At 69.0% G+C, this 24,870-nt stretch carries 17 protein-coding genes; 4 read left to right on the top strand and 13 right to left on the bottom strand.

Going from position 1 to position 24,870, the window contains the following annotated elements; genetic code table 11:
- Positions 1-80: 80 nt before the first annotated feature.
- The 5 genes from IFT71_RS16580 to IFT71_RS16600 form a co-directional block, all read right to left on the bottom strand.
- Positions 81-641 (bottom strand): c-type cytochrome, encoded by a 561-nt coding sequence (locus IFT71_RS16580; protein WP_192142253.1) that lies wholly within the window; start codon positions 639-641, stop codon positions 81-83.
- A gap of 226 nt (positions 642-867) precedes the next feature.
- Positions 868-2,238 (bottom strand): MFS transporter, encoded by a 1,371-nt coding sequence (locus IFT71_RS16585; RefSeq protein ID WP_192142255.1) that lies wholly within the window; start codon positions 2,236-2,238, stop codon positions 868-870.
- A complete protein-coding gene (locus IFT71_RS16590; RefSeq protein ID WP_192142257.1) occupies positions 2,216-4,492 on the bottom strand; it encodes a glycoside hydrolase domain-containing protein in 2,277 nt (758 codons plus the stop codon). The genes IFT71_RS16585 and IFT71_RS16590 overlap by 23 nt, the downstream gene beginning before the upstream one ends.
- Entirely contained in the window at positions 4,489-5,718 is a 1,230-nt protein-coding gene (locus tag IFT71_RS16595; protein ID WP_192142259.1) for an ElyC/SanA/YdcF family protein, read from the bottom strand. The genes IFT71_RS16590 and IFT71_RS16595 overlap by 4 nt, the downstream gene beginning before the upstream one ends.
- Positions 5,715-8,279 (bottom strand): TonB-dependent receptor, encoded by a 2,565-nt coding sequence (locus IFT71_RS16600; protein WP_192142261.1) that lies wholly within the window; start codon positions 8,277-8,279, stop codon positions 5,715-5,717. Before IFT71_RS16600 ends, IFT71_RS16595 begins: the two co-directional genes overlap by 4 nt.
- A 114-nt stretch (positions 8,280-8,393) precedes the next feature.
- Here IFT71_RS16600 and IFT71_RS16605 point away from each other — a divergent pair, with 114 nt between their 5' ends.
- A complete protein-coding gene (locus IFT71_RS16605; protein WP_192142263.1) occupies positions 8,394-9,512 on the top strand; it encodes an ROK family transcriptional regulator in 1,119 nt (372 codons plus the stop codon).
- A 15-nt stretch (positions 9,513-9,527) separates the two neighbouring features.
- On the opposite strand, the gene IFT71_RS16610 is transcribed toward IFT71_RS16605, so the two are convergent.
- From IFT71_RS16610 to IFT71_RS16630, 5 genes are all read right to left on the bottom strand, one after another.
- A complete protein-coding gene (locus IFT71_RS16610; protein ID WP_192142265.1) occupies positions 9,528-10,850 on the bottom strand; it encodes an MFS transporter in 1,323 nt (440 codons plus the stop codon).
- Positions 10,847-11,740: an ROK family protein gene (locus tag IFT71_RS16615; protein ID WP_192142267.1), complete on the bottom strand. Its 894-nt coding sequence runs from the start codon at positions 11,738-11,740 to the stop codon at positions 10,847-10,849. Before IFT71_RS16615 ends, IFT71_RS16610 begins: the two co-directional genes overlap by 4 nt.
- The gene (locus IFT71_RS16620; RefSeq protein WP_192142269.1) at positions 11,737-13,539 is read right to left on the bottom strand and encodes an alpha-amylase family glycosyl hydrolase; all 1,803 of its coding nucleotides are present in this window, start codon (positions 13,537-13,539) and stop codon (positions 11,737-11,739) included. Before IFT71_RS16620 ends, IFT71_RS16615 begins: the two co-directional genes overlap by 4 nt.
- Before the next feature lie 13 nt (positions 13,540-13,552).
- Positions 13,553-16,087: a TonB-dependent receptor domain-containing protein gene (locus tag IFT71_RS16625; protein WP_192142271.1), complete on the bottom strand. Its 2,535-nt coding sequence runs from the start codon at positions 16,085-16,087 to the stop codon at positions 13,553-13,555.
- A 125-nt stretch (positions 16,088-16,212) separates the two neighbouring features.
- Positions 16,213-17,196 carry a LacI family DNA-binding transcriptional regulator gene (locus tag IFT71_RS16630; RefSeq protein WP_192142273.1) on the bottom strand — a complete coding sequence of 328 codons (984 nt, stop codon included), beginning with the start codon at positions 17,194-17,196 and terminating at the stop codon, positions 16,213-16,215.
- 284 nt (positions 17,197-17,480) lie between these two features.
- On the opposite strand from IFT71_RS16630, the gene IFT71_RS16635 reads away from it, so the two are divergent.
- Both IFT71_RS16635 and IFT71_RS16640 read left to right on the top strand, forming a co-directional pair.
- Positions 17,481-18,416 (top strand): DMT family transporter, encoded by a 936-nt coding sequence (locus tag IFT71_RS16635; RefSeq protein ID WP_197976201.1) that lies wholly within the window; start codon positions 17,481-17,483, stop codon positions 18,414-18,416.
- 34 nt (positions 18,417-18,450) lie between these two features.
- Positions 18,451-19,920 carry a sugar porter family MFS transporter gene (locus IFT71_RS16640; RefSeq protein WP_197976202.1) on the top strand — a complete coding sequence of 490 codons (1,470 nt, stop codon included), beginning with the start codon at positions 18,451-18,453 and terminating at the stop codon, positions 19,918-19,920.
- Positions 19,921-19,928: 8 nt separating this feature from the next.
- Here the strand turns inward: IFT71_RS16640 and IFT71_RS16645 are convergent, their stop codons facing one another.
- Positions 19,929-20,882 (bottom strand): LacI family DNA-binding transcriptional regulator, encoded by a 954-nt coding sequence (locus tag IFT71_RS16645; RefSeq protein ID WP_192142275.1) that lies wholly within the window; start codon positions 20,880-20,882, stop codon positions 19,929-19,931.
- Between the two features lie 110 nt (positions 20,883-20,992).
- Here IFT71_RS16645 and IFT71_RS16650 point away from each other — a divergent pair, with 110 nt between their 5' ends.
- Positions 20,993-22,822: a DUF885 domain-containing protein gene (locus tag IFT71_RS16650; protein ID WP_192142277.1), complete on the top strand. Its 1,830-nt coding sequence runs from the start codon at positions 20,993-20,995 to the stop codon at positions 22,820-22,822.
- 13 nt (positions 22,823-22,835) lie between these two features.
- Here the strand turns inward: IFT71_RS16650 and IFT71_RS16655 are convergent, their stop codons facing one another.
- Together IFT71_RS16655 and IFT71_RS16660 are read right to left on the bottom strand one after the other, a co-directional pair.
- The gene (locus IFT71_RS16655) at positions 22,836-24,485 is read right to left on the bottom strand and encodes a L,D-transpeptidase family protein (RefSeq protein WP_342212682.1); all 1,650 of its coding nucleotides are present in this window, start codon (positions 24,483-24,485) and stop codon (positions 22,836-22,838) included.
- A gap of 37 nt (positions 24,486-24,522) precedes the next feature.
- A complete protein-coding gene (locus IFT71_RS16660) occupies positions 24,523-24,867 on the bottom strand; it encodes a hypothetical protein (RefSeq protein WP_192142279.1) in 345 nt (114 codons plus the stop codon).
- Positions 24,868-24,870 lie beyond the last annotated feature (3 nt).

The raw sequence follows: 24,870 nt of genomic DNA on the forward strand, positions 1-24,870 counted from the left end.
TCAAGCGAAACTGCGACCGATCCCGCTCGGTCCCGCAACAGGCAGGAGCGGGACCGGTGGGGCAGGGGCGGCGGTTCTGCTCAGCCGCCGGCTTGCAGATAGGCGATCACGTCGGCGCGTTTCTGCGGATCGGGGATGCCCGGGAACGCCATCTTGGTACCCGGGACGACGCGCTGCGGCTTTTCGAGATACTGGAACAGCTTTTCGGGGGTCCAGGTGATCCCGCTATTCTTGTTGGCGGCGGAATAGGTGTAGCCGGCGACCGTTCCCGCGGCGCGGCCGACCACTTCGTGCAACGACGGGCCGATCTTGTTCACGCCGGCCTCGACCGCGTGACAGGTCTGGCAGGTGATGAAGGCGGTCTTCCCCTTGGCGGCATCGCCCGTATAGCCGGCGAATTTGACGCCGCTGAGCGTATCGACATTATCAGGAGCCGGAGCGGCGGCGGATGCGGTCGCCGCCGGCGCGGCAGTCTCAGCCGGAGCCGCAGCGTTTGTGGTCGCGGCCTCCGGCGCGGCGGCAGCGGTTTCGCCCGCGGTGGGCTCCTCAGCCGCCTTTTTCGAGCAGGCGCTGAGCGCCGTCGCCGAGAGCGCGACGCAAAGTGTCAGATGTCCAAACCGAATCGTGGATGCTGATTTCATAATCCTGCTCCTCTCGACCAAGCGCCGGGTCCGCATGCCAGGCTGTGCACTGTCTATTATTCTTCACAGTATCTGCCGTCCAACACTTTGTTTCAGCAACTGTAAGGAGCGGCCCCCGGAAAGGCGTTGGAGGGCGCGGGAATGCGCCGGAGATAGCGACCGCGAAATGCGCGGCATGGTTCGATATCGCGACGTGCCGGGCGATGCACGACAACGCGGCCGGGCGCTATCCGGCGCGGGATCTGCTCACGCTGTTGGCCAGGCTGCGCGCGGCGGGGACCGTGGAACGTCCCGCACCGGTGTGGGTCTGCAAGACAAGCATCGCGATGCCGATGACCGCCCCCGCCACCGGCATCGCCCACGCCATGGCCAGGAGCTGCCCACCGCCGGTCTCGCCGAGCGGGGCGGTGCCGGTCCAGCCGGCCAGGGCGAGGCCCTGACCGAACAGCGCACCGCCGATCCCGCCACCCAGCTTCAGCGTCAGGAGCAGCAACGCGACCGGCACCGCCTCGAGCCGGACGCCGGTCCGGCGCTCGCCGTGATCGATCGCGTCGGCGAGCAACGCCCAGATCATCATTTGCACGCCGCCATTGCCCGCACCGAACAGCGCGATCCCCGCCATCATGCTGCGCGGTCCTGTCGCGAACACCGCCGATCCGACCGCGACGAGGATCAGCGCAACCGCAAGCATGCCGTGCTGGCTGGCACGTCGGCTCGCCCCGACCCAGACCGGCAGCATGACGAGTTGCGACAGCGCGAGCGTCGTGAGCGCGCGTGCGGTCCAGTCTGGGTCGTGGATCACGCCCTTGCCGATATAGGCGAAGGATCGCGCAAAGACCGGCAGCGTCAGCGCCTGTGCGAAGCCGAACACCAGCAGCGCATAGAACGGACGATTGCCGAGGATCCAGACCCGGAGCGGCGTTTGCGGCTTGGCCGGTGTTCGCAGCGGCGGTGGGGTGGCGGCGGGCCCTGATGCGGCGGCCAGCCACAAAGTCGCGACATAGGCGAGGGCGGCACAGGCCGTGGTGACGATAAGGCGATAACCGCCTGCAAGCGCGGGGTCGACAAAGGCGGGGGCGGACCCGGCGACCGCCAGCGCGCCGAGGCAGCTGAACATGTACCGCAAGGCCGACAGCGTCGTCGCGGCACCTTGCGGTCCGGTCATCCGCATCATCAGCGCATTATGCGCGACATCGCAGGTCGCATAGGCGGTGCGGAAGACCAGTACGAGGCTGATCGCCCAGGGAATTACGAAGGGCGGTTGGGGGGTGGGCAGGAGGAAGAGGATGGTGAAGGGGATGGTGACGACAGGGGCGGCGATGACGAGGAGGCGGCGGTAGAGCCCCGCGCGGTCGGTGGCGCGGTCGAGCAGGCGACCGAGCAGCGGGTTGCACAGCCCGTCCCAGACCAGCCCGAGCATCACGATCAGCCCGGCGGCGAGCGGCGATATCCCCCAATATTCGGTCAGCGTGAACATCAGGAAGACGTCCATCGTCGACGCGAGCAGGTTCTTGCCGAAATTGCCGCTCGCATAGCCGAGCATCCGCGCCGTAGCGGTCGGCGCGGCGGCAGCGTTATCGGGGGTGGAGCATGCCATCGACCGCGACCCTAGCGCGGCTGTCTTGCAGTTGCGGGACATTTTGCGTGGGCGGCGTCTGTGTGGTGACGACCAGCGTACCGCCGCGCATCAGATCGGCATGGTCGATCCGCGTCGTGGACAGCGCGCGTCCGTCCAGGGTCACCCGTTGCACCACGCCATCCGCTGGGCCGTCGCGGCGGATCAGCAGCACGCGCCCCTTGCCGAGATCGAGACGGACCCGTTCGAACGCGGGCGTCGTCGGGACGTACCAGGGCTCTCCCGGCACGAGCGGATAGAGCCCGAGCGCCGCGAAGACGTACCAGGCGGTCAGGCCGCCCGCGTCATCGTCCATCCCGTCGGCGAATCCCTGCGGCGCCAGCGCGAAGCTGCGACCGATAAACGGCACCGCGAGCTTGCCGCTGTTGGTATAGGGATGCGCGATCGGCCGGGTCAGGATCGTCCGGACGAGATCCGCGGTCGGCCGGGGCTCGCCCAGCGCGGCGAACATCCAAGGGACGTGGATGTCGGGCTCGTTCGTCATGTTGAACAGGCCCTGCCCGAAGAAGGTCTGGAGTTCGCCCAGCAGCCGCGCGCGCCCGACCGTCTTGGTGATCCAGCCAAGATCGAAGACCGGCGCCCAGCGATATTGCCACAGCGTGCCTTGGTAGAGACCGCGCGCCTTGACGACGTCGCCGTCCGCGCCGGGCGACTGGAACACCGATCGCCACATTGGGCGGTAGGACAGCGCCTTTGCGGTGAAGCGCGCCGCGAGATCGGTGCGGCCGAGATCGCGTGCGAGTTCGGCGGTCGCCCAGTCGTCATAGGCGGCCTCGATCTGTTCGTCGGGGGTGCCGCGCTTGAGCGTGGCGCTGTCCGCGACCATGCCGGCGAGCGCCGCGTCCGTGTCGAACGCGATCCCCTTGCGGTGCATATCGAGCAGCGCGATCCCGGCATGTTCGGTGCGCACCGTCAGGAACGGTTCGTTGCGGGTCGACCATTGCGGCTTGCCGCCGGCGTATAGCGCGACCAGCGAGGCGGCGATGTCGGCGCTGCGGTCGGGCTGGAGAAGCGCCAGCAGCGGCATCTGCGTGCGGTAATTGTCCCAGAGCGACCAGCTCGCATAGCGCGTCGTGCCCTTGGGGGAGACGGTGATGCGGCCGGTCTTGTCGCGGTGCCGGCCGTCCGGATCGTCGATCGCGACCGGGGTCTGCATGACGCGGTAGAGCGAGGTGTAGAACAGCGCGCGGCGGTCGCGCGGACCGGTCGGCATGACCCGTCCGAGCACGCGGTTCCAGTCGGACCGGGTCGCCGCGGCGATGGTCGCGAACGACCGGTCGCCGAGTTCGGTGTCGCGGGTCAGCGCCGCGCCGCCGCCGTCGACGCTCGACAGCCCGGTGCGAATCTCGATCCGGTCCCCCGCCCGGGCGACGAGGCGGAGCGTCGCCAGATCGCCGGCGCCGACACTTAGCCGGCGATGCACGAGGTGGCCGTTGACCCGGATCCGGCTGGCGGTGTGGAGCCGATAGGCGCCCTGGTCGCAGACGGTGCCCGCGACGAGATCGGCACGCAGGTCGTCGCTGTCGAGGCGCGACCAGTCGGCCGAGAGCCGTTTGGCATAGCTGCGTCGGGGGTCGATCCGCAGGTCGAGTGTGCCTGCACGCGGTACGGTGAAACGCAGCACGCCGCCGCCGCGCGTCGCGGTCGTCTTGGCAAGGATGCCGCCGTCGTAGCGGACGCTGTAGGTGCCGGCGCGGGCGCGTTCGCTGGTCTTGTCGATCTGTGCGGGAGCAGCATCGCTGCCGGCATAGCGTAGCGCGATCATCAGGTCGCCGCCCGCACCGCCGCAGCCGACGCCGACGCCGCGGGTATGCGAGAAGCCGAGCAACGTGGTGGCCGCGTGATCATAGCCGGCGTGGTTGGCGGGGCTGGTGTCGGGGCCGAGCTGGACCATGCCGAACGGTGCGACCGCGGCGGGGGTGAGCTGGCCGAAATCGGCAAGTGTTCCGACGAAGGGGTCGACGAGATCGGCGGGGGTGTCCTGGGCGGATGCGGCGGTGGCGGGGGTTAGGAGCAGGGTGAGGAGGAGCGGATGGGTGAGGATGCGTCTCGACGGTGACGGCCGGAACGGGGTCGGGATGGCGGGGAGGCACGTGCGTTGTCCCCGATCAGTGTCGTTCCCCGACTGGGCCCCGGCCTTCGCCGGGGTGGCGGTTAGGGTGGGGGTTGGGGGATTTGTGTTTGCGGGGGCGTGCCGCCGGGAGGGGCCGGTCATGGGTCGAGCGGATCGCGGGGATCCTGGCGGAGCGACTGGCGCGACGGGCGGAATTCGAGGTCGTAGACGGACAGCCGCCGGCCGATCGCGCCGGGCATGTAGCCGAGTTCGGCGGTGTTGCGCGTGGTGAAGGTCGGGCTTTCGATATAGGCGCTCTGCTGCGCGTCGGTGACGATCAGCGTCGGCCGGTCGAGCGGGATGCCGAGCGCGGCCATCCGCCGCGTGGCGTTGCGCAGATTGGTCGTCGTGTGCCGCGCATAGGGTTCGAGGATGATGCGATCGGCGGGAATTGCGTAGCGCTCGATCAGCGCGCGGCGGATCTCGACGGCTTCGACGAAGCGGGTGCCGCGCGGGTGGACCGCGCTGCCCGAGACGAGGATGAACGGGGCGAGCCCCTGGCGATAGCGTTGCGCGGCGAGCAGTGCGTGGAGCTTGCTGCGCGGGCTGAGCCGTGTGGCGCTGTCCTCCGGCCCGACGCCGGGGACGATCAGCGCGGTATAGCGGAAGGCGGCCCAGTCGGTGCGTGCGGCCGCGGCGCGGGCGCCGGCATTCTCGCGGTCGTCGAGCGGTTCGAACAATGTCGCCGCGGTCGCGTCGTTGCCATCGAGCAGCGCGAGCGCGAGCGCGACGCTGCCGTCGAGCGTGTCGGGCGCAGCACCTGAGGCGGCGCGGGCGAACTCGATCCCGACCGCGACGCCGTCGGCGAAATACGGCACCGCGGGGGTGAAGACGGGGCCGTCGATCGCGGGATAGCGTGACGGATGGCCGAGCCCATAGACGCGCAGCACCGCGTTCAGCCCGTCAAGCTCGGCATCGATCGCCGCGACCGGTGCGAGATCCGCGTTCGGTGCGAGCGGCGGCAGCCCGCGCTTGCCCGCGAGCCGGTCGAGGATCGCGACGAATGCGGCGCGGTCCTCGGTCGTCCAGATCGTCGCCTCGATCGTGCAGGCGGCGGTGGTACCGCATGCCGCGCGCCGCGCGGTGCGCGCAGCCTGCAGCGTGCGCATCGCCGGGTCGCGGTCGAGCGCCTGTGCCCAGCCCGGCGTCGTGCGCAACGCGACGAAGCGGGGAAACAGGCGCTGCGACAGCACGTCGATCGGGGCGTCGGGGGATCGCCCGACCGCCCCGACCTGCCCGGTTGCCGCCGGCGCCGGTCCCTGCGCGCCGAGCGGCACCGTGGCGCTGCCCGCCAGCGCCACCGCGAGGATCATTCGCAGGCCGGTCACCAGGACTTGCTGACCACGAGGCGGACGTTGCGGCCGAAGATCGGACGTCCGTAGATTGCGTCCGCGGTGCCCTGGCCGCTGAACTGGTCGGTGCGCGTATTGCCCTCGGTCAGGCCCTTGGCGTTGAAGATGTTGTCGCCGACGACCTGCATCTGCCACGTGTCGCGCGTCAGCGTGATGCCCGCGCCGACCGTCCCATAGGCGGGCAGCGCGGTGTTGTTGAAGAAATCGACATAGCGTTTCCCGACATATTCGTAGCGACCATAGAGCTGGACCGCATTGCCGGCGATGTCGAAATCGACCGAGGGGCGGATATTGCCGTAGACCTTGGGCTCACGGACGAGCTGGTTGCCCTCCACATCGCCTGCGCTGGCGCCGTTGGCGTTGACGAGGCTCTTGTACTTGGGATCGCTGACCGTGACCGCGCCGGTGATCGCAAAGCCGTAGGGCAGCGCGAGATTGCCGTCGATCTCGATCCCCTTGATGTCCGCCTTGCCGACGAACGGCACCGACTGGTCGTTGCGGCCGGTGACCGGGTCGAGCGCAACGAACGAGGCGTTGAGCGGGTCGTAGCGCGTGTAGAAGCCGATGACATAGAGATAGGACCGGCCGAACGCGGCCTTCAGCCCGACCTCATACTGGTTGGCCTTGGGCGTCAGGATCGTCGGGTTGATCTGATAGGTGACCTGGGTCGAGGGCGGGGTTTCGAGATGCGAGGCGCGCGCATAGGCGCCGAGATGACGGGTGACGTCGTAGTTGATGCCCGCGGTCCAGTTGGTGATGTCGGGCGCGAGCGAGGAGCGGATGATCTGGCCGGTAAAGGCGCGCACGGCATTGTCGGCGAGCGTCGTCGGGTCGCCGAGATTGGCCGAGGTCGTCGCAAAGGCATAGCCGTCAAAGCTGTAGCGTTCGTGACGGATGCCGCCGTCGATCTTCAGCCCCGGCGTCAGTTCCCAGGTGTCGTTGGCGTAGAAGGCGTACATCGACGCATCGGTATTTCCGCGGTTGAGCGTGGTCGTATAGCGCAGCACGCCATTGTCGGTCACCGAACCGAGCGCCTGGCCGGCGGCGTTATAGGCGATCAGGTCGAGCGTGCGCGGCTTGCCGCGGACCTCGAGCAGATAGTCCTGATAGGCGACCTCGTTGGTTTCGCCGTACAGGCTGCCATAGACGCCGACGCGCAGGTCATGCGTGCCGAAGCCGGTCGCGATCGAGCGGGTGACGCTGAGATCACCCTGGGTCGAGTAGAATTTCGACGTGACGTCGCGGAACTGCGCGGGGACGACCAGGCCGGAAGCCGCATTGGGGTCATAGACCTCGGCGCCGTCGGTGCCGGCGATCGCATAGCCGAGGCGGGTGACGCCCGCGCCGAAGGCGGTGCGTGCGGCGGTCAGATAGCTGCCCGCAAAGGCGGTGGCGTCGGACGGATTGCTGGTCGAATAGAGCGCGTTGAAGTGGAGCTTGCCGATGCTGACCCCGCCCTTGGCAGCGACCTTCCAGCCGTCGTAATCGGCGTCGTACTGAACGCCGACATTGCCGAACTGCGTGTGGCGGCCATTGCCGAGATCGGCGCCGACGTTGCGCGTCGTGCCATCGGCCTCGCGGTAGCGGATCGTCGCGTCGCGCAATGCGGGCGAGTTCATCGTGCCGCTGAAGAAGTCGATATACTGGTTGAGCGACTTGGACGGATCGCGCGGGTCGGCGGTCGGGATCGGCAGGTAGAAGACGTTGTGGTCGTTCAGGTAATTGCCCGACACGCGCAGCGACCCGTTCGAGAAGTCATGCTTGATGTTGGCGCGGACCTGGCCGCCGCGGTCGTTGGGGAAGCCGTTGTCGCGATAGCCGTCATGGCGGCGAAGGAAGCCGCCGATCGCGTAATAGGTCGAATCGTCGATCGGCCCGGCCTGATAGCCATCGATCCGATAGAGGCCGGTGTCACCGAGCGTGAGCTGCGCCTTGCCGCGCACCGTGTCGGTACCCGAGACGGTGATGTTGTTGACGATCGCGGCGGCATAGCTCGCATAGACCGGGGCGGGGCCGCCGCGCACGACCTCGACGCGCTGCGTCATCAGGTCGAAGCGGTTGAGGCTGTCACCGCGGAAGAAGTTGCCGTCATTCTCGTGGAACAGCGGCAGCCCGTCCTGCTGGAAGGTGACGAGGCCGCCGTCGCTGGGCAGACCGCGCAGCCGGATGATGTTCTGGACCTCGCCACCGGTGTTCTCGACTGCGAAGCCCGGCAGCTTGCCGAGCAGATCGGCGAAGTTGAGCGGTGCGAGCTTCTGGATGTCGGCATTGCTGAGCGAATTGACCGCATAGGAGACGTCGAAGCGACGCTGTTCGCGTGCGGAGCCGGTGACGATGATGTCGGTGCCGGCGACGGGGTCGGTTTGGGCGGGGTCGGCCTGGGCGGGATCAACCTGCGCGGGGTCGCTGGCCGGGTCGGCAGCGGTCGCGGTGGCGGCGGCGGGGGCCGACGGCGCCGTCTGTGCCCAGGCCGGCGTCTGTGCCGCAATCCCCAGCGCGATCAGCGCACATCCCGAACGCAAGCCGTGTTTTGTCATGATTGTTTCTCCCACCCGATTGATATGTCAGCCGTTGGTCGGGGAATATGACAATTAATTAATTTCACGAAATAAACTAATCGACTATCCGGTAGGGCGAAGGGACGTGTGCGGATGGCGGTGGCGCGGTTGAGGCTGGATGACGACGAGCGGCGCGTGATGCAGATCCTGCGGTCCTGGGGGGCACGGTCGCGCAAGGATCTTGCCGCCGACCTCGGGATGAGCGCGACCAAGATCACGCGGCTGTCGGCGACGCTGCTCGCGCACGGGCTGATCGAGGAATGCCCGGGGGCGGCCCCGGTCGCGCCTGGCCGCCCGGCGGTCCCGCTGCAGATTTCGCCCGAGGCGGGATATGGGGTCGGGGCGATGCTCCACCGCGGGCTGCTCGAGGTGGCGCTGGTCGATTATGCGGGCGGGGTGATCGCGCATCGGTCCGCGCCGTTCGACGATCCCGATCCGCGCGTGTTCGCGCAGCGGGTGACGACCGCGATGCACGAGATGGCGATCGCGAACCGGCTGCTCGGCCGGCGGCTGCTGGGCGTCGGGATCGGCGTGCCGGGGGCCGCGCTGTCGATCGAGGGGACGCGGCGCTGGACGGTCGACAGCCTGGCGGCGTGGCGCGGGATCGACCTGAAGGCGCTGTTCGAGGAGCATATCGGCCATCCGGTGTGGATCGAGAACGACGCGAACGCGGCGGCGCTCGCCGAATATTATGTCGGGGGACTGATGCGGCGCTGTTCGACCGCGGTGGTCATCCTGCTCGGGCACGGGATCGGCGCGGGGATCATCGTCGAGGGCCGCATCCTGCGCGGGGCGATGGCGAGCGCGGGGGAGATCGGCTGCCTCTATCCGACCAGCGCGCCGCGCCCCTCGACGCTTGACCTGTTGTCGACGTTGCGCGAGGCGGGCTGTGCGATCGACTCGCTGGTGGACTTCGACCGGGTGATCCAGGGCTATGAGCCGGTCGTCGACGCGTGGGTGCGCCGGGCCGCGGGGCAGATCGGGCCGATCATCAACTGGGGCATCGCCTGGATCGATCCGGGCGAGTTCGTGATCTCGAGTCCGTTGCCGACGCCGATCCTCGACGCGCTGGTCCGCCACATCGACTTCGGCGCGATGCATATCGGCGACCATTGCAGCGTCCCGCCGCGCATCTCGGTATCGACGCTGCAGGGTGCGGCCGCGACGATCGGCGCGGCGCTGATGCCGATCCACGCGACCGCGGTCGGCTGACGACCGGTCCCGCCGTTACGACGGAGCTCGCGTCGCCGTCGCCGTCGCCGGCATCCGGACCCGCATCGTCGCGGCCGCGCCGAGCACCATCAGCGCACCCGACACATACAGGATGTTGCGCGGGTCGCCGCCAAGCAGCGACTGGTAGAAAAGCGGGACGGTCAGGCTCTCGATGATCATCGGGATGACGATGAACATGTTGAAGATGCCCATATAGACGCCGTTGCGTTCGGGCGGGATCATGTCGATCAGCATGACGTACGGATTGCCCATCATGCTCGCCCAGCCGATGCCGATGCCGAGCATCGCGACGAACAGCCCCGCCTCGTCGCGGATGCCGGGGATCGCCAGCATCGCGACGCCCGATGCGAGCAGGCAGCCGGCATGCGCCGTCTTCGCACCGAAGCGGCGGGCGACCGGCACGAGCGCGATCGCCGCGACGAACGCGACCGCATTGTAGAAGGCGCCGAGCTGGCCGACGGTCAGCACGGTGTCGCGGAACGCGACGCTCTTCGCATCGGCCGTGCCGTGCAGCGAGCGCGCGACGGCGAAGGTGATGAACTGCCAATAGGCGAACATCGCATACCATTGGCACAGCATGGCGAGCGCGAGCTGGCGCATCGGCCGGGGCATCTCGATCAGCGCGGTCTTCAGGTCGCGCAGCGTGCCGCCGAGCGTGAGCGGTTCCTTCGCCAGCCGCGCCTTTTCCTCCTCGGGCAAGGGTAGCTCGGGTACGCGCAGGACCGACCAGAGGATCGTCGCGAGCGACAGTACCGCGCCGATCAGGAAGGCGATCCGCGTGATATCGGGAATGCCGTTGCCGTCGACCGCATCCTTGTTGAAGCCGATCCAGACGAGCAGCGACGGCGCGAGATAGGACAGTGTTTGCGCGAGGCCGGTGAACGCCGACTGGGTCAGGAACCCTGCGGCGCGCTGATCATCGGGCAGCCGGTCGCCGACATAGGCGCGGTAGGGCTCCATCGTCACGTTGTTGGCGGCGTCGAGCACCCACAACAGGCTGGCCGCGACCCACAAAGTCGGGCTGTACGGCATGGCGAGCAGGCACAGGCTGCACAGCACCGCGCCGACGAGGAAATAGGGCGTCCGCCGCCCGACCCGGGTCGAGGTCCGGTCGCTCATCGCGCCGATCAGCGGCTGGATCAGCAGCCCGGTCACCGGACCCGCGAGCCAGAGCAGCGGCAGGCTCGCCTCGTCCGCGCCGAGATAGCCGTAGATCGGCGCCATATTGGCCTGTTGCAGGCCGAACGAGAATTGCAGCCCGAGAAAGCCGAGATTCATCTCGATGAGGCGGATCAGCGACAGACGGGGTTTGGTCATCGACGCGCCCTTTGTGCGAGTGCCAGCGCGCCGAGCAGCCCGGCGCGGTCGCCAAGGCCCGGCGCGACGATCAGGGTGGCATAATCGGGGGTGCCGAAATAGCCGTTCGCCATCCGCGCGGCATGGTCGCGAACCCCGTCGAGCAGCCCGGGGGTTCCCAGCACGCCGCCGCCGAGGACGATCCGCCGCGGCGACAGCAGTGCCTGCTGCGCGACGACCAGCTGGGCGAGATAATAGGCGACGATGTCATGCGCGGGATGATCGGGGCCGAGCTCCGACAGTGACGCACCCCAGCGCGCGGCGATCGCGGGTCCGCTCGCCAGTCCTTCGAGGCAGTCGCCGTGGAAGGGGCAGGTGCCGGCGAAGTCGCGGTCGTCGGGATGCCGGCGGGGTAGGATATGGCCCATTTCAGGATGGCGGCTGCCATGCACCGGGCGTTCCTCGACCAGCGCACCGCCTCCGATGCCGGTGCCGACGGTAACGTACACCGCGATGTCGGCGCCGGTGGCGGCGCCCCACAGGCTCTCGGCGAGGATCGCGCCGTTGACGTCGGTGTCGAACCCGACCGGGCAGTCGAGCGCGCGCGCGAACGGGCCGACCAGGTCGGTGTCGCTCCAGCCCGGCTTGGGGGTGTCGACGATCCGGCCCCAGCCGGGCGACGAGCGATCGAGATCGACGGGGCCGAACGAGGCGATGCCGAGCGCGTCGACCGCGCCCCATTCGGCTTGCGCCGCGGTGAAGAACTCAAGCGCGGCGCCGAGCGTCTCGTCGGGCGTCGTGGTGGGGATGCGTGCGGTGCGCAGGACGGTGTCGGGATCGCGTGCGACGCCGAGCACGAACTTGGTGCCCCCCGCCTCGATGCAGCCGAACAGAGGCGGGGCGGCGGTCATGCCGAGGGTCCTGCCCAAAGCACGCTCCAGGGACCGATCATGGCGTCGTCTCCGATGGGGGTATCCGCCACCCGGTCGTGCCAGCCGGCGAGATCGCCGGCCTGGACCGCGTGGGGCGAGAAGTTGAGGAAGACGCGGTCGCCGCCACAGGCGATGCCGAGCAGCGCGGGCGTCGACGTGGCGATCGTCGCGGGCGCGCCGGCCCCGCCGCTGGCGATGCGCGCGGCGCGGAGCGCCCTGATGTCGCCGGAGATGCGCCGGGCGGCGTCGCCGTCGAGCGCGTCCCAGTCCATCACCGGGCGGTGCAGCCAGCGCCCTTCATGCGCGCGATCGTGATCGTCGCGATAGCTGTGGTCGTTGAGCAGCCCGGCCTCGTCGCCCATATAGAGCGTGGCGAGCCCGCCGCTGGCGATCGACAGCGCGTTGAGCAGCGCGATGCGGCGGAACGCATGCTCGCGCTCCTCATCGGTCCGCGCGGCCTCGAGCCCGGCGAGCGACGCCATCGTCCCGTTCGAGCCGTGCAGCACCGAGCCGTCCGACTGGAACGGTTCGCCCCGCGCCCAGCTGCCCTGTGCGCCGTCGAGAAACTTCGCCGCTATGGTCAGCCGCGCGACGGGGTCCGGATCGATCCCGGCAAGGTCGCCGATCACCGCGCCCCAGCCGATATCGTCATGGCAGCGCGCATAGCTGAGCCAGTTCGCGCCGCGCGGCAGGCCGCCGCTCGCCGCGACGATCGCGTGGGGCAGCGCGGCCGACTGCTCGGCGAGCCCTACCCAGCCCGCGACCATCAGCGAATTGTTGTAGACGAGATGGCATTCGGGCTCGAACCCGCCATCCCAGTCCGACCCCTCGTCCGCGCCGAAATAGGGCGGGACGAGCGCAGTCGGGACGATCGCCTCAGCCTTGAGCAGGGTCGCGGGGGCGACGATGTCGAGCGCGGCGCGCAATGCGCGGACGATGTAATGCGCCTGCGGCCGGTTGCGGCAATCGGTGCCGAGCTGCTTCCAGAGGAACGCGATCGAATCGAGCCGGAACGCCTCGAACCCGTGATTGGCGAGCCGCAGCATCGTGTCGACGATCGCAAGCATGACCTCCGGATTCGCCCAGTTCAGGTCCCACTGGAACGGGTAGAAGGTCGTCCAGACCTGTCCGCCCATCGCCGGGACGGGCGTGAAATTGCCCGGCGCGGTGGTCGGGAAGACCTGCAGCAGGTCAGCCTCATAGGCCTGCGCCTCGTCGTCGCCAAGGACGTGGTAGAAGGCGCGGTAATGCGGATCGCCGTCGCGCGCCGCCTGCGCCCAGGCATGATCGTCGGCGGTATGGTTGAGCGCGAGATCGACGCACAGGCTGATCCGCCCCTCGCGCAGCCGTGCGGCCAGCCGCTCGACATCGGCCATCGTCCCCAGCCGGGGTTCGACCGACAGATAGTCGGCGACCGCGAAGCCGCCATCGCTGTCACCCTCGCGCGCCTTCAACAGCGCGAGCAGGTGGAGATAGCGGACACCGAGCGATTCGAGATGGTCGACATGCCCGATCAGACCCTCGACCGTTCCGGCGAAGCGGTCGACATAGGTCGAATAGCCGAGCATGTCGGGCGCGACGAACCAGTCGGGGTCGGCGAGCCGCGCCTCGTCGAGTGCGGCCATCGCGGCGGGGCGTTCGGCGGCCCGCTCGCGCAGGATCGCCTCAAGCCGCGGCCAGATCGCCAGCCCGGTACTGCCATAGAGGCGTTCGAGCTGGCGGCGCAGGCGGGGCCCGAGCGCCGCGAGGCGACGCTCGGTGGGGGAGGATACGCTCACCTGGGTCGGCCGATCAGAAGCCGAAGCGGACGGCGGCGGAGATCGTGCGACCGGTGATCGACCGGGCGCGGACGATGCCGTTGGTCGGGATCGCGCCCTCTTCGGCTTCGGTGATGCCCTTCACGTCGAACAGGTTGTTGCCGTTCACCGACACGGTCACATTGTCCGCCGGGCGGATCGATACGAACGCGTTGACCTGCGTATAGCCCGGCATCTTGAGGACGTTGTTATCCTGCGCATAGCTGTCGGTGGTGCCGATCACGTTCGCACCGATCGTCACGCGGTCGAAATCGACCTGGGGCGTCGCCTGATAGATGAACTTGGCCTGGCGACGCGGGCGGTTGCCCTCGACCCCGGGGTTGAGCACGTCGCGGGTGATCTCGGCATCGGTATAGGTGCCGCCGGCCGAGAGCGAGAACGGTCCGCGTGCGATCCGGCCCTCGATCTCGACGCCCTTGGCGTCATATTCGCGGTTGAAGAAGCGCTGCGTCGTCGCCTCGAAATTCTGTTCCTCGGTGCGCGCCCAGAAGCCGGTGGCGTAGAGCGAGACGCCGCCCTGGCGGAACTTGAACCCGCCTTCGAGCTGGCGGACGAAATCGACCGCTGCGCCCTGATCGGTCAGCCCGCCCGTCGCGGTGTTGATCGAGGGGCCGAACAGCAGGCGATCGGCATTGGCGCGCCCGCCGCGGCTGTAGCGACCGAACACCGCGGTGCTGTCGGCCAGGCGGAAGTTCACGCCGCCCGAATAGGACAGGTAATCATAGTTGTAATCGAGCGGCGACCGGGCGTTGGGGATCACCGCGACCTGACGTTCGGCGGCCGAGATCACGCCGTCGCCGTTGATGTCGAACGTCGTGATGCCGCTGCCGAACGCGGCGCCGAGATCGGAGCCGGCGACGCTGCCGCGCGCGCGACCGAAATCATAGCGCAGCGACCCGTCGATGTTGAACCGGCCGAGCTCGAGCCCGAGCTGCGCGAACGGTGCGTAGGTCGTATAGTCGAGATCATAGGAGCGGCGGCAGCAATTGCCGAAGAAGCTCGCCGAATAGCCGGGCACGCCGTTCTGCGTCACGGGCACGCCCGCCGCGGTGCGGACGTCGACCAGCTCGGACCGGCCATTGTCCGCGACGGTCTGGACGGACGAGGTCCACAGCCAGTCGCTCTTGATGTCCTGGCGCGAGGCATAGAAGCCGCCGGTGACCGCGAGTGACCCGCCGGCGAACGGCAGCGAACCGTTCAGGCGGATGTCGTTGGTGATGTTGTTGAGGCTCTTCAGATCGACGTCGAACAGGACGACGTTCGCCAGCAGGCCGTTGCCGTTGAGCGAGGCGGGGTCGGCAATGCGCTGACCCGCCTGCGCGCCGCTGGCGTAGAACAGCTGTGCGCCCGCGCCGCCGATGCCGTTGGCGATCGACTGCGCCGAATCGACGCTGGCGGGGAAGGGCGAGGTGAAGCCGCCCGAGATGTCGGCATAGCGGAACCGCTCGACGATGTTCCAGTCGTCCGCGAGCGGAATCTGCGTCTCGAAACCCGCCGAATAGACGACCGGGTGCTGGCCGTCACGGATCGACCGCGTGGTCAGCCGGTTGTTGCCGTCGAGCGTCTGCGCGGTACGGATGTTGGCGCTGTGCAGCGTGCCGTTGTTGATCGAGAAATTGGCGATGCTGCTGTAATCGGGGTCGCTGTTGCTGCCCGTGACGCGGACCGGGTTGGGGAGATAGCCGATCGCGCGGTCGTCGAGATACTTGCCGTAGAGCCGGACATAGCCGCCATTGTCGAACGACTTGGTGATGTTCGCCTTGAGCTGGCCGCCCTTGACGCCGTCGAAGCCGACTTCGCGCTGGCCGTCGCCGATCCGGTAGAAGCCGCCGACATGATAGGTGACGCTGTCCGAGAGCTTGCCGCCCTGGTCGAAATCGACGCGGAATTCGCGGTAGTCGAGGCCGCTCGACAGCTGGAACGCGCCGCCTTCCTGCTCGCCGGTCTTCGAGATGAAGTTGATCACGCCGCCCGGCGAGTTGGACGCGAAGGTCGAGGCGGAGCCGCCGCGGACCGACTCGACAGTGCGGACGTTGAAATCGGCGCGCAGGAAGATGTCGGCATTGCCGAAGGTGATGTCGCCGAATTCGAGGATCGGCAGGCCGTCTTCCTGGAGCTGGAGGAACTTCGAGCCGCCCGATGCGACCGGCAGGCCGCGGACCGAGATGTTCGCGTTGCCGTCACCGCCCGAAGCCTCGACGCGGATGCCGGGCAGGTTACGCAGCAGCTCGCCCGAGGTGCGCGGCGCGAGCTGGATCAGCGCGTCGGAGCCGATCGAGCTGGTCGTGATCGAGGTGTTGAGGCGGTTGGTGCCGCGCGCGACCGCGGTGACGACGATGTCGTCCTGGCCGTCGATCGGCGCCGGCGTCGCGGCGGTGTCGGCGGGCTGCTCGCCCGGCGCGGGTGCGGTCTGAACGGGCACGTCCTGGACGGGCGTGGTCTGCGCTGCGGCCACCGTCGCGAAGGACGTGGCGGCGATTCCAGCGAGCAAAATGTAACGTGCTTTCATGATATCCTCCCTGCGCGGTGGCTTTCTATGAAGCCCAGAATCGCCTCATACGCTTTTCGCAATCGATTGCAAGACTTGTCATGCAATCGATTGTGAAGCGTTCAATTCAGCGCAGGCGGAGAGGTTCAGGCGGACTGGCGCTCGATCAGGACGGGGGTGACGATCGCGGATCCGGTCGCATGGCCCGCGATACGCTGCATCAGGCGATCGACCATCAGCGCGGCGCCCTCGGCGAGATCCTGGCGGATGGTCGTGAGCGCGGGCGAGGTGTGCGCGGCCAGCGTGACGTCGTCATAGCCGATCACCGCGGTGGTGGCGGGGACGTCGATCCCGGCTTCGGCAAGCGCACGCAGCGCGCTCATCGCGGCGACGTCGGACGCGGCGAAGATGCCATCGGGCGGCGGCGCGGCGGCGAGTCGCTGCGCCATCGCCGCGTGCACGGCCTCCGGGGTCATCGACGTTTCGAGCAGCTCGCAGGCGAGCCCCGCCTCCGCAGCGGCCGCGGCGAACCCGGCGTGGCGATCGGCGAATTCGGGCGGGGCGGGGTCGCCGACGAACATCAGACGGGACCGGCCCTGGTCGATCATGCGGCGGCCCGCGAGACGTCCGCCCGCGACATTGTCCGAGCCGATCGTCAGATGGTTCTGGTCCGCCCGGTACGCGCCCCACACGACCAGCGGCGCATAGCGGTGCGACACGCGTTCGATCACCGCCCCCTGGTCGGACTGGCCGACGAGGAGCAGGCCGTCGATGCGGCCGCTGTCGACCAGCCGGTCGAGCCAATCGTCGCCGTCGGGGATGACCCGCGACAACAGGATGTCGTAGCCGCGTTCGACCAGCAGATCGGCGAGCAGCCCGAGCAAGGTCAGGAAGAACGGATCGGTGAGATGCTGGGTCCGGGCATGGCCGAGCGGCAGAACGAGTCCGATCGCGCCGGTGCTCTTCAGCCGCAGGTTGCGCGCGAGCTGGTTGGGACGGACGTCATGTTCCTGCGCCAGCGCCTGGATGCGTGCGCGGGTCTGCGCATTGACGGACGAATGCCCGGCCAGGGCCCGCGACACGGTTGCGGTCGAAACGCCGGCGAGCACGGCCAGATCGGCGAGCTTCATTGCGATAGGATATCCTCATCGTCACGGGTGATCGCCCGGTCGTACCGTCAGCCGCGCCAAGCCGCAATTGCGCGCGGCCGAAGCGCAGGAGTCACGACGTGCGGGGCTAAAACAGAAAACGTTTTCTGTTGCGTCCTGCACCTGCTGTCGGTAGGAGCGGGATACGCAAAGAGACAGAGCTGTGTGCCGCCCCGCCATAAGGTGACGTCGGGGCGGTGGCGGCGTTCGCTCGTGCCCGCGGCTCCGGGGAGTCGTCACCGTCCACGCCAGCCCGAGAGACGCAATTGAGCATCGATCTTACCATTCAGAGCCATGGCGCGCGTCTGGCGGCCATCGGCGGCGTGCCGCTGGCGTTCCTGGCTTATGCGGCCTTCGCGTTCAGCGACGCGTCGGTGCGGCTGCTCGAAGGCGCGTTCAGCCCGTTCCAGGTGACGTTCACCGGTGCGCTGCTTGGGCTGGTCGCCTTGCCCTTCGTGCGCACGCCGGGCGACCGTATGCTTGACGTGTTCAGCGCGACGCGCCGCTCGCTATGGCTGGCGCGCGCGATCGGATCGTCGATCAGCGGCCTGTCGAGCGTCGTCGCGTTCACGCGGCTGCCGATGCCCGAGGCGTTCGCGCTGATCTTCCTGATGCCGATGCTGGTGACGTTGCTGTCGATGCTGTTCCTGAAGGAGCAGGTCGGTGCCTGGCGCTGGGCGGCGGTGGCGATCGGCTTCGTCGGCGTGCTGATGGTGCTGCGACCCGGACTGCGAGCCTTCGATCTGGGCCATGGCGCGGCGATGCTGTGCGCATTGTCGAGCGCGATCGTCATCGTGCTGTTTCGCGCCGGTGGTGCGGGCGAGAAGCGTGTGTCGATGCTCGGCGCGGGGCTGATCGGACCGCTGGTGATCAACGGCGCGGCGTTGCTGTGGCTGCAGGCGTTCCGCTGGCCGGACGGGGCCGAGATGGTCCTGCTCGCCGGCTATGGGCTGCTCGCGATCCTCGGCCAGGCCCTGCTGATGCTGGCGGCGCAACGCGTCGCGGTCAGCCGGATCGCACCGCCGCAATACAGCCAGATGATCTGGGCCGTCGCGCTCAGCTACACCGTGTTTCACCAGAGCGTCGACCTGCCGACCTTTGCCGGCATCGCCGTCATCATCGGTGCCGGCCTGCTGACCTGGGCGCGCGAGCAGATCCGCCTGCCGTCCTGGCGTCGCCGCTTCGCGCTGCGCCCGCGCTGAATATCCTTTCGACAACCACGGAGTCCTCCACGTTTTGACAGATCACAGCATCGCCCCATCCCTGACGCGGCGCAGCCTGACGGCGCGCAACGAGCCGAGAATTCCCGAACCCTATGCCAATGGCGACCGGGTGCTGCGCACCGCAGCGTTTGTCGCCGCGGTATGCGGGGCGCTCTATGGCTATGACACGGGGATCATATCGGGGGCGCTGCTGTCGATCACCGACGAGTTCGGGCTGGATCACCGTATGCAGGAGATCGTCACCGCGGCGATCCTGGCGGGCGCGGTGATCGGTGCGCTGGCGACGAGCTGGCTGTCCGAACGGATCGGCCGCAAGCTGTCGGTGATGGGGGTGAGCGCGCTGTTCACGCTGGGCGCGATCGCCTGTGCGATGGCGCCGAGCGTCGGCGCGCTGATCACCGCGCGGGTGTTCCTGGGCATGGCGGTCGGCGGATCGACCCAGGTCGTGCCGATGTACATCTCCGAACTCGCGCCGCAGCATCGTCGCGGCAATCTGGTGACGATGTTCAACGTCGCCATCGGCGTCGGCATCCTGCTCGCCAGCATCGTCGGGTTCGGCCTGCACGACGTCTGGAGCTGGCGGACGATGGTCGCGGTCGCCGCGATCCCCGCCGCGATCGTCTTCGTCGCGATGGCGTTCATGCCGCGCAGCCCGCGCTGGGCCGCGGAGAATATCGGCATCCACGCCGCGATCGACGTGCTGCGCCGCGTGCGGACCACACGCCGCGAGATCCGCCACGAAGTCACCCAGATCCGCGATGCGACGACCGACGCGGATCCGGCCGATAGCGGCTGGCGCGGCATTCGTCAGGCCTGGGCACGGCCTGCCCTGATCGCGGCGCTGGGCGTCGCGTTCTTCACCCAGTGCGGCGGGCTGGAGATGATGATCTACTACGCGCCGACCTTCCTGTCGGGGGTGGGGTTCGGCAAGGAATCAGCGCTGCTCGCCAGCCTCGGCGTCGCGATCGTCTATGCGGTGATGACGCTGCTTGGCTGTCTGTTCGTCGACCGGATCGGGCGGCGGCGGCTGATGCTGGTGATGATCCCTGGATCGGTCGTCAGCCTGATCGGGCTCGGCATCATGTTCGCCAGCGGTGCGCATGGCGGGTGGCAGGGCTGGCTGACGATCGGCTTCCTGCTGGCGTTCATGCTGTTCAATTCGGGCGGCATCCAAGTGTGCGGCTGGCTGCTGGGTGCGGAGATGTTCCCGCTGGCGATGCGCGGCCCCGCGACCGCGCTGCACGCGGCGATGCTGTGGGGCAGCAACCTGATCGTCACCGGGACCGCGCTGTCGCTGGTCCATGCGATCGGGCTGGGCTCGACGATGTGGGTCTATGCCGGGGTCAATCTGGCGTCGTTCGTGTTCGTGCTGTTCTTCGTGCCCGAGACCGCGGGCGCGAGCCTTGAGGATATCGAGGCGGCGCTGCGCAGCGGCCGGTTCCGTCCGACGCGCGGGCAAACCGCGATCGCCGCCGCCGCCTGACCTGAACCTCAGGCGGGGCTGACGATCGTCCCGTTGAAGACGAGCCGGACGGCGTCGCCCCCCGCACCGGTCATGCGTTCGACGAGCAGCGCCAGCGCGGCATGCGCCATCTCGTCGACCGGCTGCTCGACGATGATCGGCGCGGCGTCGAGCAGGCGCAGCCAGGCGGCGTCGTCGAACCCTGCGAGCCGGACGGGCGATGCCGGCGGATCGGGTCGGGCGCGCAACACGACCGCCGCCTCAAGCATCAGGAACGTGTCGCCGACCAGCACCGCATCGCAGGCGGTGTCGGCGAGCGCGGTCCGCACGCAGGCCGCGCGCGCTGCGGGCTCGTGCGGGACGTCGATGATCCGGGCTGGAAGCGTGTGGCGGTCGAGCGCGGCCGCATAGCCGCGACGGCGGTCGACCGCGGTGCTGCCGCGTTCGCCGAACAGGCCGGTGATCCGCGAACAGCCCGATGCGTGCAGCGCGTCGACCAGCGCGCTCGCCGCGCCGGCATTGTCGAGCTTGACGCTGTCGACCTGCGGCGTTCCCTCGACGCGATCGACCAGCACGAGCGGCGTCGCGGTCTCCGGCACGCCGCCGGCCCGCGTGGGGGCGAGGATGATGCCCGACACGCGCTCGTCCTCGAGCAATTGCAGGTAATGGCGTTCGCGCGCGGGATCCTCGCCGCTGTTGCACAGGATGACGCGCAGCCCCTCGCGCCAGGCATAGCCCTCGACCGCCTGGACGAAGGCGACGAAGAAGGGGTTGCCGATATCGGGCACGATCAGACCGATCACGCTCGCGCGCGTCGAACGCAGCCGCCGCGCCGCCAGATTGGGGCGATAGTCGAGCGCGGCCAGTGCATCGTCGACCCGGCTGCGATAGGCGGGGCGGACGGGCTTGCCCGACAGGACGCGCGACACCGTCGCGATCGAGACGCCTGCTCGTGCAGCGATGTCCTTCAGTCCGATCGTCACGTGCCTCAGCCCTCTTCCTCGCCGACCTCTAGGCGGCAGCGGGTGTTTGTCCACCGTGATGGGACAGCGGTGCGTTTGACCGCGGCGGACGCCGCGTCCATGTTTCGCGGATGAACCAACCCCTGTTCCGCCGCCGCGACGCGCTAGCCGGCATCGCGGCCACACTCGCCGCAGCACCGGTCTCCGCGCAGACTGCCAGCCGCTTGCCGGCATCCGCCGACGCGGCGACTCTTCTCGACCGGCTCGCGTGGCAGTTGCTGACGCTCGATCCCGGCAAGGCGACCGGGCTCGGGCTCGACACCGGGGCGCATGCGGCTTTGCGGGGGCAGCTCGACGACCGGTCGCCGGCGGGCATCGCCGCGCGGCGACGCGTCCTGACCGACGGGCTGGCGGCGCTCGGCCGGCTGCCGCGCGACGGGATCGGCCAGGTGACGCTGACGAGCATCGCCGTGACGCAGAGCGCGTTCCAGACCGCGCTGGACGGGATGGCGCTGCCTTACGGCGTCGCGACGATCGGCGACTGGCGCAACACGCCCTATGCCGTCATCCAGAATGTCGGCGCGTGGCTGGACGTGCCGCAGCTGCTCGACGGCGATCAGCCGCTGCGCACTGCGGCGGATGCCGAGGCCTATCTCGCGCGCGTGGCGGTGATGGCGAAGCAGCTCGATGACGAGACGGGCAGGGTGCGGACGGCGCGCGAGCAGGGCCTGGTGCCGCCCAGCTTCCTGCTCGACAAGACGCTGGCCGGGATGCGACGTACGCTGGCCGAGGCGGCGGCGGTCGACGGTCCGCTGATCGGGCCGCTCGCGCGCAAGACGCAGGCGATCCCCGGCGACTGGACCCGGCGTGCGACGCAGATCGTCCGCGATGCGGTCATCCCCGCGCTCGAGCGGCAGATCGCCGAACTCACCGCGCAGCGCGCGGTCGCAACTGACGTCGCCGGACTGGGATCGCGCCCGCATGGCGCGGCCTGGTATGGCTGGGGGCTGCGCGCAGGAACGACGACGCGGCGGAGCCCGGCGGAGATCCATGCGCTCGGGCGTGCGCAGCTCGTCGAGTTGCAGGCGGAGATGGACAGGATCCTCAAGGGCTTCGGGCTGACCAAGGGGACGGTGGCGGAGCGCGCGGCCGAATTGCAGCGTCGGCCGGACATCGCCTTCCCCAACGACGATGCCGGTCGCCAGCAGATCGTCGCCTATATGCAGGGGCGGATCGATGCGATCCGCCCGCGCCTGCCAAAGGCGTTCCGCACGCTGGTGACCGCCAGGCTCGAGATCCGGCGGATGCCGCTCGCGCAGGAGGCGGGGGCACCCGCCGCCTATGGCGGGCCGGGCGCGCTCGACGGATCGATCCCTGGCAAGATCTGGGTCAATCTGGGCGATCCCACGATCCACAACCGCGTCACCATCCCCGATCTGGTATTCCACGAGGGCATTCCCGGGCATGTCTGGCAGGGGGAATATGCGCAGCAGCTGCCGCTGATCCGCTCGGTGCTGGCGTTCAACGCCTATACCGAGGGCTGGGCGCTCTACGCCGAACAGCTGGCCGACGAGCTTGGCCTGTATGACGGCGATGCGGCGGGGCGGCTCGGCTATTTCATGGGGCTGTCGTGGCGCGCGGTGCGGCTGGTGGTCGATACCGGGATCCATGCGATGGGCTGGACGCGCGAACAGGCGTTGCGCGAATTCGTCGCCGCGACCGGACTGCCGATGAGCAACGCGGTGAGCGAGGTCGAGCGCTATTGCGCCTGGCCGGGTCAGGCCTGTGGCTACAAGATCGGCCAGACCGAGATCGTCGCCCAGCGGACCCGCGCCAAGGACGAATTGGGTACGCGGTTCGACGTGCGGGACTTCAATCAAGCAGTCCTCGCGGGCGGCAATGTCCCGCTCGACGTGCTGACCGGCAACGTCACGCGGTACATCGCCGCGAGCAGGGGCTAGTCGCGCCCCACGCTCACGGGCCGATATCGATGTCGCGGGCTTCGGCACGCCGCGCCGCCGATCGCTCGAACCCGAGCTGTTCGGCGACCGGATCGTTCCAGCCATAGGGGTCGGTACGGAACGCGACCTTGCCGGCGTCGCCGACATAGACATTCTCGTACAGCAGCCGCACCGGGATGCGGCGCGGCAGCGGGACAAACTGCATCTCACCCGACGCCTGCGCGGTCTGCCATGCCTCGGTAACGCCCTGGTCGTCGGCGAGCATCTGCGCGAAGCCGATCGCATCCTCGACGCGGACGCAGCCATGGCTCAGATGCCGCTGGCTGCGGTCGAACAGCCCGGGGGCGGACGTGTCGTGCAGATAGATCGCCTGGTCGTTCGCCATGTCGAACTTGACGAGGCCGAGCGCATTGCTCGGACCGGGCTGCTGGACGATCCAGCCGTCGCGCAGGACCATGTTGTGCTCCTGCAGATAGGCGTCGTCGACATTGGCCATCTCGCCGTTCTGGATCGACTTCGGCACGGTCCAGGTCGGGTTGGCGACGAGGCGGTAGATCGGCGAGGACAAGGCCGGCGTCTCGCGACCGGGTTCGCCGACGATCACCTTGCGCTGATCGACGAGCACGCCGTCGCGGTAATAGCGCAGTTGCGAGGCGGCGGTATTGACGTCGATCCGCGTCGCCGGGGGCGTCCGCTCGAGCCAGCGCCGCCGCTCGAGCGCCACCGCGAGAGCGCGCGCGCGGTCACCGGGTCCGAGGTTCAGGACCTTGAGCGTCTCGGGCCCGACGATCCCGTCCGCGGCGATGCCGTAATCGGTCTGCAGCCCCTTCATCGCGTCGGCGATCGCCTGCGTATAGACCGGGGCGTTGGACGGGGTGGCCGGCTGGAGGCCGGCGATGGTCGAGGCGGATTGCACCAGCGTCGGCGCGGCGACGGGGCCGGGCGTCAGGAGATAGCCGCTCTCGACCAGCTGCTCGACGATCGTCGCGACGCGCGGATCGCGGGTGCCGACGCGGATCAGCGCGGCGGCGCCCGTCTGGGCGGGCGCCTCCAGCGGTGCCGGGCCGGATGGCGCGGTGAGCGCCTTCTCGCTGAAGACGCGATAGGCATCGGACAGCAGGCGATAGTCGGCATCCTGCGGGGCGAGGCTTTCGAGCCAGTCGTCGACCTTGTGCCGCGCGATCGCGGCGACCAGCCCGGTGGCGAGGTCGACGCTGGGTCGCGGCAGGGTATAGACCTGATGCAGCGTCGCCGGATCGACGCGGCCCCTTGCCAGTGCACCGGCATAGGCGAGCGCGACGCGCGTGCGGGCGACGTCGATATCCGCCGGGGCCGCGTCGGCGGGCAGGTCGGGCAGGAAGGCGACATGATCGAGCCCGTGCCGGCTGCGGTCGCCGAGTGCCGTGTTGAGCGCCGCGACATCGGCATCCGACCAGACCGCGCGCCACTTCGCCTTGGTGTAGACCGCGCGGACGGTCGCGTCCGTCACCGCCTGCCGGCTGATGACGACGCCGCCGATCGCAGCGGGTGCAGCATTCGGCTTGGCAGGAGGCGCGGCGCGTCTCGGCGCAGTCTGGGCGGGCTGGGCACCGGCGGCGCCGTTCGTCAGGAGGAGTGCAAGCGGCATCGCGCCGGACGCGAGCCGGGCTCGCAGGGTCGTCACTATCATCCCTGTTCAACGTACCAGTCGCCGCATCGGCTCAGATCGAGGGCGAAATTCCCGCGAACCACGCTGCATAGGGGGTGTTGGCGGCCATGTGGCGGTTATAGTCGGGCGACCCGTCATGCCACCAGACCGGGCCGCGTTCGCCGAGCCCATGCTTGGCAGCATCGACGTCGGCACGTGCAGCGGCGACCGCGTCGGCATCGTCCCGACGTCGGGCCACGCCGACCGCGCGTCGCGCCGCCATCAGCGCCCGCACCAACTCGGCACGATCGGCTTCGGGCAGCGACGGATCCGCGCACCGCCACAATCGGCCGCGGACGACGAAATAGCGGCCGTCGGGGGTCGTCGGATAGGCCTTGGGGGGCGTGCTGCCGGCCATGCC

Source organism: Sphingomonas sp. CFBP 13733 (genome assembly GCF_014841795.1).
Classification (GTDB): domain Bacteria; phylum Pseudomonadota; class Alphaproteobacteria; order Sphingomonadales; family Sphingomonadaceae; genus Sphingomonas; species Sphingomonas aerolata.

Excerpts from the sequence above, each read along its gene's own strand:
- IFT71_RS16610 (WP_192142265.1), bottom strand. The coding sequence starts at position 10,850 with ATGACCAAACCCCGTCTGTCGCTGATCCGCCTCATCGAGATGAATCTC.
- IFT71_RS16615 (WP_192142267.1), bottom strand. The coding sequence starts at position 11,740 with ATGACCGCCGCCCCGCCTCTGTTCGGCTGCATCGAGGCGGGGGGCACC.
- IFT71_RS16650 (WP_192142277.1), top strand. The coding sequence starts at position 20,993 with ATGAACCAACCCCTGTTCCGCCGCCGCGACGCGCTAGCCGGCATCGCG.
- IFT71_RS16605 (WP_192142263.1), top strand. The coding sequence starts at position 8,394 with ATGGCGGTGGCGCGGTTGAGGCTGGATGACGACGAGCGGCGCGTGATG.
- IFT71_RS16625 (WP_192142271.1), bottom strand. The coding sequence starts at position 16,087 with ATGAAAGCACGTTACATTTTGCTCGCTGGAATCGCCGCCACGTCCTTC.
- IFT71_RS16580 (WP_192142253.1), bottom strand. The coding sequence starts at position 641 with ATGAAATCAGCATCCACGATTCGGTTTGGACATCTGACACTTTGCGTC.
- IFT71_RS16600 (WP_192142261.1), bottom strand. The coding sequence starts at position 8,279 with ATGACAAAACACGGCTTGCGTTCGGGATGTGCGCTGATCGCGCTGGGG.
- IFT71_RS16660 (WP_192142279.1), bottom strand. The coding sequence starts at position 24,867 with ATGGCCGGCAGCACGCCCCCCAAGGCCTATCCGACGACCCCCGACGGC.
- IFT71_RS16585 (WP_192142255.1), bottom strand. The coding sequence starts at position 2,238 with ATGGCATGCTCCACCCCCGATAACGCTGCCGCCGCGCCGACCGCTACG.
- IFT71_RS16630 (WP_192142273.1), bottom strand. The coding sequence starts at position 17,196 with ATGAAGCTCGCCGATCTGGCCGTGCTCGCCGGCGTTTCGACCGCAACC.
- IFT71_RS16590 (WP_192142257.1), bottom strand. The coding sequence starts at position 4,492 with ATGACCGGCCCCTCCCGGCGGCACGCCCCCGCAAACACAAATCCCCCA.